The sequence below is a fragment of the Pedobacter psychrodurus genome, assembly GCF_032678585.1.
GTDB lineage: Bacteria > Bacteroidota > Bacteroidia > Sphingobacteriales > Sphingobacteriaceae > Pedobacter > Pedobacter psychrodurus_A.
Genome location: NZ_JAVTSN010000012.1, coordinates 134,138 through 149,106, shown reverse-complemented (window position 1 = coordinate 149,106; position 14,969 = coordinate 134,138). Strand labels below are relative to the sequence as shown.

10 protein-coding genes are annotated in these 14,969 nt (G+C 40.3%); 7 read left to right on the top strand and 3 right to left on the bottom strand.

Annotated elements, in window-relative coordinates; all coding sequences use genetic code 11:
• Window positions 1–841: 841 nt before the first annotated feature.
• The 5 genes from R2S57_RS10360 (at window position 842) to R2S57_RS10340 (ending at window position 9,508) form a co-directional block, all read left to right on the top strand.
• Window positions 842–4,075, top strand: a complete 3,234-nt coding sequence (locus R2S57_RS10360; protein WP_316844973.1) for a TonB-dependent receptor — start codon at window positions 842–844, stop codon at window positions 4,073–4,075.
• Between the two features lie 23 nt (window positions 4,076–4,098).
• Complete coding sequence (locus R2S57_RS10355) at window positions 4,099–6,102, top strand: RagB/SusD family nutrient uptake outer membrane protein (RefSeq protein WP_316844972.1); 2,004 nt, start codon at window positions 4,099–4,101, stop codon at window positions 6,100–6,102.
• A gap of 28 nt (window positions 6,103–6,130) precedes the next feature.
• Window positions 6,131–7,330, top strand: a complete 1,200-nt coding sequence (locus R2S57_RS10350; RefSeq protein WP_316844971.1) for a DUF5000 domain-containing lipoprotein — start codon at window positions 6,131–6,133, stop codon at window positions 7,328–7,330.
• Window positions 7,331–7,357: 27 nt separating this feature from the next.
• Window positions 7,358–8,545, top strand: coding sequence for a DUF4998 domain-containing protein (locus R2S57_RS10345; RefSeq protein WP_316844970.1), 1,188 nt, complete (start codon window positions 7,358–7,360; stop codon window positions 8,543–8,545).
• Between the two features lie 105 nt (window positions 8,546–8,650).
• On the top strand, window positions 8,651–9,508 hold the full coding sequence (locus R2S57_RS10340) for a glycoside hydrolase family 16 protein (RefSeq protein WP_316844969.1): 858 nt from the start codon (window positions 8,651–8,653) through the stop codon (window positions 9,506–9,508).
• Window positions 9,509–9,596: 88 nt separating this feature from the next.
• Here the strand turns inward: R2S57_RS10340 and R2S57_RS10335 are convergent, their stop codons facing one another.
• Entirely contained in the window at window positions 9,597–10,127 is a 531-nt protein-coding gene (locus R2S57_RS10335) for an OmpA family protein (RefSeq protein WP_316844968.1), read from the bottom strand.
• A 234-nt stretch (window positions 10,128–10,361) separates the two neighbouring features.
• Here R2S57_RS10335 and R2S57_RS10330 point away from each other — a divergent pair, with 234 nt between their 5' ends.
• On the top strand, window positions 10,362–11,132 hold the full coding sequence (locus R2S57_RS10330; protein ID WP_316844967.1) for a glucose 1-dehydrogenase: 771 nt from the start codon (window positions 10,362–10,364) through the stop codon (window positions 11,130–11,132).
• Between the two features lies 1 nt (window position 11,133).
• On the opposite strand, the gene R2S57_RS10325 is transcribed toward R2S57_RS10330, so the two are convergent.
• Together R2S57_RS10325 and R2S57_RS10320 are read right to left on the bottom strand one after the other, a co-directional pair.
• Window positions 11,134–12,945 carry a glycoside hydrolase family 15 protein gene (locus R2S57_RS10325; protein WP_316844966.1) on the bottom strand — a complete coding sequence of 604 codons (1,812 nt, stop codon included), beginning with the start codon at window positions 12,943–12,945 and terminating at the stop codon, window positions 11,134–11,136.
• An 88-nt stretch (window positions 12,946–13,033) separates the two neighbouring features.
• Entirely contained in the window at window positions 13,034–13,732 is a 699-nt protein-coding gene (locus R2S57_RS10320) for an NUDIX hydrolase (RefSeq protein WP_316844965.1), read from the bottom strand.
• Between the two features lie 162 nt (window positions 13,733–13,894).
• On the opposite strand from R2S57_RS10320, the gene R2S57_RS10315 reads away from it, so the two are divergent.
• Window positions 13,895–14,956 carry a UDP-glucose--hexose-1-phosphate uridylyltransferase gene (locus tag R2S57_RS10315; RefSeq protein ID WP_316844964.1) on the top strand — a complete coding sequence of 354 codons (1,062 nt, stop codon included), beginning with the start codon at window positions 13,895–13,897 and terminating at the stop codon, window positions 14,954–14,956.
• Window positions 14,957–14,969 lie beyond the last annotated feature (13 nt).

The window sequence follows — 14,969 nt, the reverse complement described above, 5'->3', positions numbered from 1 at the left end:
ATCGATTTCGGTTAGTCTGATTCATTCCACGCTCCGGATCTTACTAAAGGTTCGGAGCGTTTTTGTTATTGCAGATTTTAGTGATGACCAGGATCGTTAATGCCAGCTTAGCTTTTAACCCGGTACCCATAGGTTAACGGAGAAGATAAATCTGAAAAGAACATAAAGGCAGTTGTTAATCGCGTGGCTTTTTACGGTTCTGTTTTTATATTTAAACGTCGTATTAACGTTTAATATTTTCAGAAATCATGCAAAATGCTCAAAAAAGGCCAAAAAGTAACAATTTAACCCCTACATATTACCGTATTACCCCTCACTACAAGCGCATTTTTTATGGTTAATTTGTTTCAACCAAGTATAAGAATATAAGATCGATCCTGATTATTCGAGATTAACTAGCTAGAATAATTGATGGCTGTAACAGATTAGAAAAATGTGACATCCAGTTTTTTCCGCTCAAAGACTAAACATTAAACAGATCATGATAAGAAAAGAATTCAAACCAGGCGTACCGAATTTAAGTGCAAATTATTAATTGTAACTAAAATCATCATTGACCTTTAACAAACGAATTATCCCTAAACTAAAATTTTATGAAGAAAGCTAAATCTACTATCTCTCCGCCTACAAAATCTAAGACACCAATAAACTGGTCATCTTTTGTGAAAGCAAAATAACACAAGCAAAATTACTTTAAGGGGAAGCAGCTGCCTGCACCTTTTCCGGAATATTACCGACGAATATTTTCGATCGATGGAATGCCTAGTGCCTCCATCCATGATGAGCAGGGATAACCTACGGTCTTATTTATTGATATAACTAACCAATTTAAACCATTTTTATGAAGAAAAAATTACCGAAGAAAATCCCGCTTCATCAGCAGGACATTACTTTTAGATCAATCTTACAGCTTTTGATCTGTTTTGTAATTACAGCTTCCTGCTTAACCGCATCTGCACAAACAGATGTAACTGTTAGGGGGCTGGTAAAAGATACCGTTGGCGGTTTGCCAGGGGTAAACGTTAAAGTTTCGGGCACCAATAGAGGGATATCAACCGATGAATTTGGCCGTTATACGATCAAATTGCCAAGAACAGGCAAATTACTATTCTCACTAGTCGGTTACAAACCTAAAAATGTAGCCATTGCCAATTACGATAAAAATGCCGAGGGTGTTTATGTGGTTAATGTAACACTTTTGTCGGATGCAAACGCATTAGATGAGGTAGCAGTAGTAGGCTTTGGTACACAGAAAAAAACCAGTGTAATCAGTTCTATCACCGCCATTAATCCTAAAGAGCTTAAAGGACCAACCAGTAACTTAACCACCATGATGGCGGGGAGGGTAGCCGGTATGATTGCCTACCAGAGAAGTGGTGAGCCCGGTGCAGATAATGCACAGTTTTTTATCCGAGGTTTGGGAACCTTTGGTGCAGGTAAACAAGATCCACTGATCCTGATCGATGGGATCGAATCGAGCCAGAATGATATGGCCCGTTTACAGCCTGATGATATTTCTTCTTTTAACGTACTCAAAGATGCAACTGCCTCGGCCGTATACGGTGCCAGGGGTGCCAATGGTGTAGTCCTTATTTTAACCAAATCAGGTGTTGCCGGACAAACCAAATTTGGTTTCAGGGCAGAGTCATCATTATCCTCAAATACCAAAAACTTTCAGTTTGCCGATAATGTAACCTATATGAAACTGGCCAACGAAGCTGCGCTTACCCGTAACCGTTTGGCGATATTGCCCTATCTGCAGACCAAGATAGATGCTACAGCCGCTGGCGAAAACGAATTGCTGTATCCAAACAATAACTGGATAGAGCAATTAATAAAAGATTATACCATAAACCAGCGGTACAACCTCAATATTTCTGGTGGCGGTACTAAAGCGAGCTATTACATTGCGGGTACTTATAATATTGATAATGGCGTATTAAAAGTTGCCGATTTAAACAACTTTAACAGCAATATTAAATTAAAAAACTACTCTGTCCGTTCTAACGTAAACATTAACCTCACCAATACTACTGAAGCCATTCTCCGGGTGTATGGTCAGTTTGATGATTATACCGGGCCGGTAGGAGGTGGGGGTGCAACTTTTAATAGGGCCATCTGGTCTAACCCAGTGATGTTCCCTGCTGTTTATCCAGCCAGCTTATCGCCTTTTAGCAACCACCCTTTATTTGGTAACGCCATTTCACCAAGAGGGACATTATATATGAATCCTTATGCCGAAATGGTTAAAGGCTATCAGGATAAAAATGCTTCCACACTGCAAACGCAGATTGAAATTAAACAGGATTTAAAATTCATCACACCCGGATTAACTGCCAGGATGATGAGTTATGCCCGCAGGTATTCATATTTTGATATTTCCCGGGCTTACAATCCTTTCTATTATACTGCTACCGAGCAACCTGATAAATCTATTGGATTAAGTTTAATCAATGGTGGCGGAGCTTTATCAATCGGGCCTGTGGGTACCGAATATTTAGGTTACTCGGAAGGAACAAAAGAATTAAACTCGACATTTTATGCTGAGTTTTCTGCCAACTACAACCGTACTTTTAAAGAGAAACATGCAGTTGGAGCAATGCTGATCACCACTATGCGTAATTATCTGGCTGCAAATCCGGGGAGTCTTCAGCTCTCTTTACCTTCGCGTAACCAGGGTGTATCGGGTAGGGCCACCTATGGTTATGATAACCGTTATTTGGCCGAGTTTAACTTTGGATATAACGGATCGGAACGATTTGCAGATAATAACCGATTTGGTTTCTTTCCATCATTCGGTTTAGGTTACGTAATCTCGAACGAAAGTTATTTTAAACCCCTTACCAAAGTGATTAACAGCTTAAAATTAAGGGCAACCTATGGTTTGGTCGGTAACGATCAGATTGGAAACGCAGACGACCGCTTCTTTTACCTTTCGGAAGTAAATATGAACAATGGCACATTTGGGGCACGGTTTGGCGAAGATGGATTGTATTACCGTGATGGTATATCGATCTCCCGTTATTCTAACCCGTTAATTACCTGGGAACGGTCGAAACAGACCAATCTCGGTTTAGATATGACCTTGTTCAACAGCTTAAACCTGACTTTCGATATCTATAAAAACGAACGTTCAAACATTTTAACCGACAGGACATTTATACCAAGTACCATGGGCTTGCAGGCTTCTGTAAGGGCTAATACCAATAAAGCGGAAAGTAAGGGTGTCGATTTTTCGGCCAGTTATAACAAATCTTTCAGCAACAATATGTTCTTGCAGTTGCGCGGTAACTTTACCTACGCTACCAATAAGATCCTAATTTACGATGAACCTTCTTTTAATGCCAATGAAACTTATCGTTACCATATCGGTTTACCCACTACCCAGGCCTTCGGTTACATCGCAGAGCGGTTGTTCGTTGATGATGCCGAAGCCAAGAACTCACCGGTTCAGTTTTCGGGTGTACCAGGTTTAGATTATGGTGGCGGCGACATCAAATACAGGGATATAAACGGCGATGGTATTATCAGTGATGTAGATCAGGTACCCATAGGTTTACCTACCAGCCCCGAAATTGTTTATGGTTTTGGCGGTACGTTCGGCTTTAAAGGATTCGATATCTCAGCCTTTTTTCAAGGCTCAGCAAGGTCATCATTTTTCATTAATCCAGGTAATATTTCTCCTTTTGTGCTCAATAACGAAGCGGGCAATCCGAATGTTACTCAGAACGGATTGTTAGAAGTAATTGCCAACAGTCACTGGTCGGAGCAAAACCGTGATAGTTATGCATTCTGGCCTCGTTTAAGCCCTAATTTTGTAAACAACAATACCCGTACCTCAACCTGGTGGATGCGAAATGGAGCTTTCTTACGCTTAAAAAGTGTAGAACTGGGCTATAACCTGCAAAGCAAACTTCAAAAAAGACTCGGTCTAAGCAGTGCCCGTATTTATGCCAATGCCACCAACTTATGGGCTTTAAGTGCCTTTAAACTTTGGGACCCTGAAATGGGCGGTAATGGTTTAGGATACCCTGTACAAACCGTGTATAATTTAGGTTTAAATGTTTCATTCTAACCATTGAGCTTACCAAGACAAATATGAAAATCAAAAATATTTTATCTCGAAAAAATATAACCATACCAGGATCAACTCAGCTGATATTAGCTGCATTTGTACTGGTCATATCCATCAGTTCGTGCAAAAAATACCTGGATATTGTTCCTGATAACGTGGCTACGATTGATAATGCCTTCACTTTAAGGAACGAAGCCGAAAAGTACCTGTTTACCTGTTATTCTTTCCTGCCGAAAGATGGAGAGCCCTTATTAAATGCCGGATTTATGTCTGGCGATGAAATCTGGACTTCGCTAGATGAAAGAGAGTTCATTTCTTATGGCTGGAGAATGGCCAGAGGCGGCCAGGGAGCCGAAAATCCATTTTTAGATGCATGGAATGGCCGCTATCAGGGTGGTGGTAACGTTTATAACTATACCGATAACCCTGGTGGAGATTATGGTTTGTTTAAAGCCATCAGGAACTGCAATATATTTTTGGAAAACGTGCAGGACCAGAGTAAAATCCCTGACCTGAGTTTAAACGAGCGTCAACGCTGGATTGCTGAGGTTAAATTTTTAAAAGCATATTATAATTTTTACCTGCTGCGGATGTACGGCCCTATTCCGATTATCGATAAAAATTTAGGTATCAGCGCAAGCGAAGAAGAAGTACGGGTTAAAAGGATGCCCTTTGATGAATGTGTTAATTACATATCAGGTTTGCTGGATGAAGCTGTTCCGGGGTTACCACAAATTATTACCGATAAAAGTACCGAACTGGGCCGCATTACCAGGCCCATTGCACTGGCTATTAAAGCCAAACTTTTATTAACCGCTGCCAGCCCTTTGTTTAACGGAAATACCGACTATAGTAATTTTAGGGATAAGGATGGAGTGATGCTGTTTAATACCGCTTATGATGCCAATAAATGGAAAAAAGCTGCAGATGCCGCCAAAGCAGCTATCGACGCTTCAGAAGCTGCTGGTTTTAAGCTGTACCAGTTTCCGGGTACAACCTTCAAATTATCCGATACTACGCTTACACAACTTACAATTAAAGGTGCGGTAACCGAACGTTTCAATGCCAACTTAGAGCATGTTTGGGCAAACCCGAACAGCAGAACTTTTAATATGCAGCGCGCAGCAATGCCACGTTTGGCTTTAACTGTTGTGGTAGGTAGCGCAAGGCAGCAACTGGCTCCGCCATTAAAAATTGCAGAAATGTTTTATAGTAAAAACGGTGTGCCCATTAACGAAGATAAAACACTCGATTTTACTAATAAATATACCTTGCGTACAGCTGTTAAGAGCGAACGCTTTTATGTAAAAGAGGGCTATACCACTGCGAGGATCAATTTTGATAGAGAGCCAAGGTTTTATGCCGATTTGGGTTTCGATGGGGGCATTTGGTACAAATACGATAGCCCAACTAATTCGGATGAAGGCACTTTTGTTTTAGAAGGCAAATCGAACCAGGTGGCAGGTGCAAACAACTTCGGTTGGTATAATGAAACGGGTTACTTTATCAAAAAACTGGTCGATTGGAACATGATTAATGGTACAAATGGTGCCAGCTATCGCGATTATCCCTGGCCGCAGGTAAGAGTGGCAGATCTTTATTTAATGTATGCTGAAGCGCTAAACGAAAGTCTTGCTGCGCCATCGGCCGATGTTTACGAATATATTAACCGCATCAGAACAAGAGCCGGTCTTCAAAATGTGCAAACCTCATGGGGCACTTATTCGAACAATCCGGGTAAGTATACCACCAAGGATGGCATGCGCGAAATTATCCAGCAGGAAAGGCTGATTGAAATGGCATTTGAGGGAAGCCGTTATTGGGACATTAAACGTTGGAAGCGTGCTGCAGAAATGTTTAACCAATCCATTACCGGCTGGAGCGTTTATCAGCCAACTGCTTCAGAATATTACCGCGTAAGGACCATTTTTAACCAGAATTTTGTTGCACCGCGAGATTATTTATGGCCATTAAGAACTTATGATTTAACTGTAAACCCGAAACTGGTTCAGAACCCAGGTTGGTAGTATTAATTGTTGATTAAAAATATTCGATATGAAAAGAATAAATAAAAACCTGCTGTTGTTCCTGTTAAGTTTAACGGTAGCCTTTTCCAGCTGTAAAGAGGACGAATTAGGCCCGTTGGAAAATAATACCACCCCTCCGGGTAAGGTAGCCAATATTTCGGTTACCAATGGTCCGGGCAATGCAAGCATTACTTTCAGCTTGCCCGCCGATAAAGATTTGTTGTACGTCAAAGCGGTGTACTACCTGGCAAACGGGCAGGAAATGGAAGTAAAAACTTCTTATTATGGTAACACTTTACTCGTGGAAGGCTTCGGTGATACCAATGAGCATGAAGTGAAAATTTATGCTGTTAACAGAAGCGAAACAGCTTCTGAACCTACTATAGTAAAGGTTAAACCCCTCGAAAATCCAATATGGGGTGTTTACCGTAGCCTTAAAGCTGTTGCCGATTTTGGCGGCCTTAATTTTAAAGGAAGTAACCCGTCTAAAGCCGATCTGGCTATAGAGGTTTTAGTTTTGTCGAAGGGCAAGTATATCCCCACTTCGAAAAATATTTATACCGCTGCTATAGACATCGATCAATCAGTAAGAGGTTTGGATACCCTGAGCCAGAAATTTGCCATTACCATACGCGATCGGTGGTTAAATTATAGTGATACCCTTTTTACTACATTGAAACCGCTTTACGAAACAGCACTTTCTAAATCAGGCTACAAAGAAATTATTCTGCCAACCGATAGCCCGCAAGAATATGGTGGCACTGGTGTATCTAAAATGTGGGATGGTAACATCATCGATTGGCCAAGTGTATGTTTAACCAAACCATCGGTACTTACCCCGCAATGGGTAACCTTCGATTTAGGTAAAGTGGCAACCATGAGCCGTATTGTGGTGTGGAATTATCCCGAATACTTAAACGCTGGTCGTACCTATTATTATGGCGGTAATTTAAAAGACTTCGAAATCTGGGGAACGGATAATCCACCAGCCGATGGTAGTTATAACAACTGGGTGATGTTGGGCAAATACAGTTCTACAAAACCTTCTAAAAGCGCTTATGGTGTGCAAACCAGCGAAGATTATGCCTTCGCAAATGCGGGTATCAGCTACAATTTTGCCGTGGGCCTGAAAAAAGTGAGGTATATCCGTATCAAATCCATTAACAATTGGCAGGGTAATACATTCATGAGCGTATCAGAAGTACAGCTTTATGGCGATCCAAGATAGAGGTAATTACTAAACAGAATTTTAGAGATGAATAATCAAAAAACATATATCAGTACCCTAAAAATAGCTTTTATGCTTGTATGGGCAGGCACTTTTATCGGCTGTACCAAATCTGATGATTACAAAAAGTTTACTGAAAAAGGAGAGATTTCTTATACCGGAAAGTTAGATTCGGTTAAAATAATGTCGGGCAGTAACCGGGTATACATTCGGGGTTTGTTTCTTTCCGATCCGAAGGTAACCCAATGTAAAATATTCTGGAACAACGGTGCCGACTCGGTAGTGATCCCCGTAAAGAAAAAATACGCCACAGACACCTTAAAATATTTTGTAGAAAATGTACAGGAAGGCGTACAGAACTTTCAGATTTATACCTACGATGCAACCGGAAATAAATCTATTCCCGTATATAAAACGGGAAGGTCTTATGGCACACGATATCAATCATCATTGTTTAACAGGCCAATAGAATCGGCTTTTACCAATGCCAGTGGGGCAACTACTGTTACCTGGCAGGGTATGGATAGGTTAACGGGGGTATTTGCTACCGAAATTGAATACACCAACCTGAGCAATGTGATTAAAAAAATCAGGACTACAATCGATGAAACTACCACAGCGATTCCTGATATTAAGCCTGGCACAAGTTTAAGGTACCGCACACTGTTCTTGCCAGATACCATTTCTATCGATACTTTTTCTACCGCTTTTCAAACGCAGCGCGTAGGGGCCGATATTACTGCAACCTATTTCAAAAACAAAGGAAACCCGTTTTTAGCTTCAGCAAGTGGTGGCCGCTGGCGTAATATTGCCGACTGGACGGTTACCGATAACATCCGTAACCATGGCGGTTTAGGGGGCTGGTGCTCCGATTCGGGTGGTTGTTTGGCCATGGAGATGGGCTGGGATGGTACGGCTAAAATTACCAATGGTAAAATATATCAAACTTTTACGCTTCCGGCAGGCAGCTATAGTTTCGAAATTACCATGGCCAAAAACGAAGCGCTCGATCCGGTTTATATTGTTGCAGCGGCTGGTAATACGCTGCCAGATGTTGCTAATGTTGCCACATCTTTGGGCTACACCAATTTCGCTAACAATAAGTTTCAGTTTACGCTAACGCAGTCAACAACTGTTTCATTAGGGTTTCTTACTTCTATGACCACCGGAAACCAGTTCTGGATTGTGAAAGAAGTAACCTTAAAATCACTTTAACACTAAAAGGAATTAATTTTTTTATCTCTGGGTTTTCTGCAAAGGAAACTCAGAGAATTTTCTGTTAAAAGAATATCACTAAATTAGTTGATCAATATTGTTTCAATGAAAACTATAATCCAGGTTTTTCTGATGGCGCTTATAGCCGCGTTTACACCATCCTGTGCGGTAAAAAAAGTGCAAAATTTTTCTGATGCCTATTCCACCGAAGGTTATAAACTCGTTTGGAGTGATGAATTTAATCAAGATGGAACACCAAACCCCGCCAATTGGGATTACGAAAAAGGATTTGTGCGGAATGAAGAACTGCAATGGTACCAACCCGAAAATGCTTTTTGCAAGGATGGTAAACTGATTATCGAAGCCCGGAAAGAGGAAAAACCCAATCCATTGTATGTTGAAGGAAGTAACGATTGGCGGAAAAAACAAAGAAATATCGAATATACTTCTGCCTGTATCATAACCAAAGGTTTGCAAAGCTGGCAATATGGCCGGTTCGAAATGAGGGGAAAGATTGATGTTTCTGATGGTCTCTGGCCAGCATTTTGGACATTGGGCCTTAAGGGCCGCTGGCCTGCAAACGGTGAAATCGATATTATGGAATATTATAAAGGTAAACTACTGGCCAATATTGCAAGTTTAGGCGCCAATAAAAAAGCAAAATGGTTTAGCAATACCAAAGCCATCAGCGAAATGGGTGGAAAAAAATGGTCTGCAGCATTTCATGTATGGCGTATGGACTGGGACAGCGAAGCCATCAGTTTATTGGTAGATGGAATGCTTTTGAACAAAACGCTGTTAAGCGACCTTAAAAATGATGATGGTTCAGATTTTCATCCTTTTAAACAGCCACATTACATTCTGTTCGATCTGGCAATGGGTGGTTTAAACGGTGGACAGTTAAACGATACCAAATTTCCCAACAGGATGGAAGTAGATTATGTTAGGGTTTACCAGAAATGAATATCCTTTAATATGTCACCCTGAGCGTAATCGAAGGGCTAACTTAAAGACCTCGCAGGTTTTTAAAATCTGCAAGGTCTAATAAAAATTATTTCTGAACTTTTATTTCTGTTCTTCTGTTCACCATTCTGCCTTCTTCGCTATCGTTTGAGCTAATGGGTTCTTTTTCGCCATGACCAACAACCGTAAAATTGCTGCCATTTAAACCTGCATTTATGAAGTACGATTTTACTGCATTTGCGCGGTCGATAGAAAGTTGCATATTGTGATCAGGTGTACCTTCAGCAGATGAATGGCCGTTAAGTACAAATTTGGTACCTGGCGATTTTTTCATTTCAGCCACCGCTTTATCTAAAATAGCAAATGAAGATGTTTTAAGTACGAAAGAATTAAACTCGAATTGGATATTGTCTAAATTAAAGTTTGGTTTTTCAGCAGGAGCTGGCGCTTCTTCTTTCTCTGGTGCCGGTGCTGGTTTTTTGTCTTCTACTGGCGGTGCTGGTTTTTCAACAGGGGCAGGTGCCGGTTTCGCCACTAGTTTTTTTGTTTTACAAGAATACATTGTCAGTGTAAACAATGCGATAAGCGTAGTAAATAAAAGGTTTTTGGTAATGTTCATGTTTTAAGATTAATTTAAGTTTATTGTGTGTTTGTTGCCCAAACATACTAATAAATGATTACAGCTATAACGATCTTTTTGTGCGTAACTTATATTTCTACATTTTATCCATAAAAAATGCTGAACATTTTCTTCATTATTTTTCTGTAATTTATTTTTAATCAACACTTTTTAAATACGCTTTTCTTCAAACATATTCCTGAAAATTTCCTTTATCTATTATAATATTTTGATATGAACCGATTCGAAAACAAAGTAGCTTTAATTACCGGAAGTAGCCAGGGCATTGGTGCCGCATGTGCCTTAAGATTGGCCAAAGATGGCTGTGATATTATTTTAAATGGCCATAAATTTGATGAAAGAGGAGAAAAACTTATCGCAGAGATAGAAAGTATGGGTAGAAAGGCCGCTTTTCTGGTAGCCGATTTAAGCAAGGCGAAAGAAGCCATTAAATTGGTAACGGATGCTGTTACAACATTTGGCCGTTTGGATATTTTGGTGAATAATGCCGGAGTAGAAAAAAATGCAAACTTTTGGGAAGTTACCGAAGAAGATTATGACCTGGTGATGGATACCAATTTAAAAGGTGTTTTCTTCGCCATCCAGTCTTTTGTAAATTATTGTAGAAAAAGCAGTGTAGAAGGAACAGTAATCAATATGAGTTCTGTTCATGAAGAAATTGTATTTCCGCATTTTGCAGCATATTGCACCAGTAAGGGCGGTTTAAGGATGTTAACCCGAAATCTGGCTACTGAATTGGCTCCCTTTAACATCAGGATTAATAATGTTGCGCCTGGTGCGGTTTCTACACCAATTAATCAGGATTTACTGAATAATAAAGAACAATTGGAAAAAGTGCTTCAGAATATTCCATTAAGAAGAATGGGCAAAGTAGAAGATGTAGCTGCGGTGGTGGCTTTCCTGGCTTCTGATGATGCGGCTTATGTAACCGGATCAACTTATTTCGTAGATGGCGGATTAACTTACCATTATGAAGAACAGTAAACTAATCTGTCTGGCGACTGATCTGTTTGTTCAGCTCTACAGCGGCACTAATTAAAGCCAGGTGTGTAAAGGCTTGCGGGAAATTCCCTAGGTGTTCCCCTTTTCTGCCCAGTTCTTCACTGAATAATAAAAGATGGTTAGAGTAACCGATCATCTTTTCAAAGTTTTCTACCGCACGTTCCACTTCTCCACTTTTGGCCAGCGCTTCTATAAACCAGAATGAACACATATTAAAAGTGCCTTCTTCACCTTCCAAACCATCAATTTTGGTCATGCCGTTTATATAGCGGTAAACCAAAACATCCAGCACCAGTTCTTCGTCGATCATTTTCATGGTTGATAGCCATCGAGGTTCTAAAGGCGAAATAAAATGGGTTAAAGGCATCAATAATGCACTGGCGTCTACATGTTCTGCACCCTTATACTGTACCCAGGCACCCAGTTTCTCATTCCAGAAATTGTGGTAAATATCTTCGTAAATCTCACTTCGGATGCTGTGCCACTCTTGTTCAGGGTAGGGGAACGACCGGTTTTCTGCAATTTTGATGGCCCTGTCCATCGCCACCCAGCACATTAAACGGGTATGTAAGAATTCTTTTTTGTCATTTCTGATTTCCCAGATGCCATGATCGGGCTTTTTCCATTGTTTGATTACACATTGAACCTGTTTCTCTATCAGTGTCCAGAATTCGTAAGTAATGGGTTTGTGCGATTTGTTGTAAATGTAAACCGTATCAATCAGTTCTCCATAAATGTCTATTTGCAACTGCGAAGCGGCTTCGTTGCCTATACGAACCGGCTTAGAAGAGCGGTAACCTTCAAACTGATCGGCTTCAACTTCCTTTATTTTTGCGTTGCCATCAATCTGATAAACCAATTGCAGATCCACTTTTTGGCATAAATTAAATATCCAGTCCATAAATGCAGTGGCCTCATCAAAGAAGCCAAGCCTCAAAAAGGCATACATGGTAAATGCAGCATCTCTGATCCAGGTAAAACGATAGTCCCAGTTTCTGTTGCCGCCAATGGTTTCTGGCAACCCAAAAGTTGGTGCCGCTACCACAGAACCAAATTCGGCCGATGTCAACAATTTTAACGTAATGGCCGATCTCCTGATGATTTCATCATACCTGCCTTTATAAGTGGTCTGATTGATCCATGTTCTCCAGTAATCTATCGTTTTACGGTAACCATGTTTGGTATAATGACTTAATTCGGCTTCCGTTTTTCCCTCCTCAGTAATTTCCATGATGATGTGTGCCATTTTCGATTCCTGCAGGGTAAATTCTGCATAACCTGCTCCCTTTTTGATGTGTAAGGGCACATCGGCTTTCAATTTGATGGTGAGTTTCTCGGTTTTAGAAAAAAATATCAATTCATCATTTTCATGATTGATACTATGTTCACTTTTAGAATAACCAAAACTGGGTACACAATACACTTTGAAAGTAATATCTCCTCTGATAGATTTAATCTGCCGTACTATTGCACTTGGAAAATCGGTTTCTTTCGAGAGCGGCATATAATCGGTGAGTTCGGCAATGCCTTGCTCGGCAAAAAAACGAGTGAGTAAAACAGCAGTTCCGGGTAGATAAAGCTGTTTGCTGGTGTAATTTTCCAATTGTGGCTCAACAGAAAAATAACCTCCCTGTTCCGAATCGAGCATCGCTGCAAAAACAGTTGGCGAGTCGAACCTGGGTGCACATAAAAAATCAATCGAACCCTGTAATGAAACTAACGCAACAGTTTTGAGGTTACCAATAACACCATAGTTTTCTATAGGCTGGAAAGGTCTTTTCTTGTGGTTGGACATATTAAGGTATATCCTAACCAAAGGAATAAAGCAATGCTTTTGTTTTACCTTTTATAACACCTGTAGTGCTGAAAATTTTAAATGTTGACTAAGTTTTTAAATTGGGCATCAGATTTAAAAAAGCTTGCGCATTTGCCGCATATTTCTTTTTATCCAATTTGAAATAAAATGCGCCTTTTTTTGATCCGGTTCTGTCTTTTTCTGCCAACTTAATCAATAATCCTGTTGACGTAATTTTTCGGCTGAAGTTACGGGTATCGATTTTAGTATCGTTCACCTCTTCAAAAAGAATATGCAATTGCGGGATGGTAAACTTTTTAGGTAACATTTCGAAAAGAATAGGGTGGAGTGCAGCCTTATACCTCAGCTTTGTGCGGGCATCTGCAACCATTTGGTTGTGGTCGAAGATCAGTTTAGGCCTCTCGTTGATCAAAAACCATTCGGCCTCATAATCATCATTTAACTGCGCTTCATATTTATGGATATCAATCAAAGCAAAATAACCTACAGAAAGTGTGCGCTCTATCGGATCGCGCGTGGGTTCGCCGTAAATCTGCATCTGCTCTAAATATACGCCTTCCAAACCCGTCATTTTTTTGAGTACCCGGTTTGCTGCATCATCCGGACTTTCATCTGCACCCACAAAACCGCCCATTAAACTCCATTTGTTTATTTCGGGTTCTAAACCACGTTTAACCAATAGAATTTTAAGGTGCTCGCCGTCAAATCCAAATACGATGCAATCAACAGCAACAAGATAATGTGGCTGTCTGGAATATTCAATCATTTTTTGTCAGAGGTTTTAAAGGGCTTAATATGTTCAAATTTTTACGAATATAAAAATTAATATTAATTGTCGTTTTGACAATTAATATTAATTTTATAATTTGGCGGCTTAGATACATTAAGCTAAGTAGCTTTCTTTTTTCTAACCAATTGAAAATATAAAATGAACCAGACATTCGAACTCGATAGTAACCCCCATACCCGGTTAAATATATTAACTGGCGAATGGGTATTAGTATCTCCACACCGCACAAAAAGACCATGGCAAGGTAAGGTTGAAGACATCACACCGGATAACCGCCCCGAATACGATCCAAAATGTTATTTATGTCCCGGTAATGGCAGGGCAGATGGCGATAGCAACCCTGAATATACCGAAAGTTTTGTTTTTAACAATGATTTTGCGGCCTTGTTGGAAGATACACCAGCTGGAGAGATGAACGAAGATGATCTGTTGGTAGCCAATAACCAGCGTGGCCTTTGCAGGGTAATCAGTTTTAGCCCTAAACATAACCTCACACTTCCCGAAATGAGTGTAGAAGCGATAACAGCTGTGGTGAACGTTTGGCAGCATGAATTTAATAGCCTGGCAGAAAATGACTGGATCAAATACATCCAGATTTTTGAGAACAAAGGTGAGATAATGGGCTGTAGTAATCCACATCCGCATGGTCAGATCTGGTCGCAGGGCGATATCCCTTTAGAAATTGCCAAAGAAACTGAACGTCAGAAAACCTATTACGCTGTTCACAGAAGGAGCTTACTGGCTGATTATTTAAAGCTTGAACAAAAGAAAAAGGAACGTATCATATTCGAAAACGACCATTTTGCTGTATTGGTGCCTTTTTGGGCAGTTTGGCCATACGAAACCATGATCATTAGTAAACGCCATGTAAATAGCATTAAACTTTTTACTGCGGCCGAAAAGAAATCGTTAGCTGAAGCAATTAAAATATTAACCACCAAATACGATAACCTGTTCGAAACGTCCTTCCCTTATTCGGCAGGTATGCACCAGGCACCCGTAAATAATGGTTACTATCCTGAGTGGCACTGGCACATGCACTTTTATCCACCATTGTTGCGCTCGGCATCGGTTAAAAAATTCATGGTAGGTTATGAGATGCTGGCGAACCCTCAGCGCGATATTACGCCTGAGTTTGCCGCAAACCGTTTAAAAGAAATGTCTACAATACACTATAAAATCAGCAAGGCTGAAGACTAAAAATGATTAAACA

Coding starts and splice junctions, on each gene's coding strand:
- R2S57_RS10360 (WP_316844973.1), top strand. CDS start 842: ATGAAGAAAAAATTACCGAAGAAAATCCCGCTTCATCAGCAGGACATT.
- R2S57_RS10355 (WP_316844972.1), top strand. CDS start 4,099: ATGAAAATCAAAAATATTTTATCTCGAAAAAATATAACCATACCAGGA.
- R2S57_RS10350 (WP_316844971.1), top strand. CDS start 6,131: ATGAAAAGAATAAATAAAAACCTGCTGTTGTTCCTGTTAAGTTTAACG.
- R2S57_RS10345 (WP_316844970.1), top strand. CDS start 7,358: ATGAATAATCAAAAAACATATATCAGTACCCTAAAAATAGCTTTTATG.
- R2S57_RS10340 (WP_316844969.1), top strand. CDS start 8,651: ATGAAAACTATAATCCAGGTTTTTCTGATGGCGCTTATAGCCGCGTTT.
- R2S57_RS10335 (WP_316844968.1), bottom strand. CDS start 10,127: ATGAACATTACCAAAAACCTTTTATTTACTACGCTTATCGCATTGTTT.
- R2S57_RS10330 (WP_316844967.1), top strand. CDS start 10,362: ATGAACCGATTCGAAAACAAAGTAGCTTTAATTACCGGAAGTAGCCAG.
- R2S57_RS10325 (WP_316844966.1), bottom strand. CDS start 12,945: ATGTCCAACCACAAGAAAAGACCTTTCCAGCCTATAGAAAACTATGGT.
- R2S57_RS10320 (WP_316844965.1), bottom strand. CDS start 13,732: ATGATTGAATATTCCAGACAGCCACATTATCTTGTTGCTGTTGATTGC.
- R2S57_RS10315 (WP_316844964.1), top strand. CDS start 13,895: ATGAACCAGACATTCGAACTCGATAGTAACCCCCATACCCGGTTAAAT.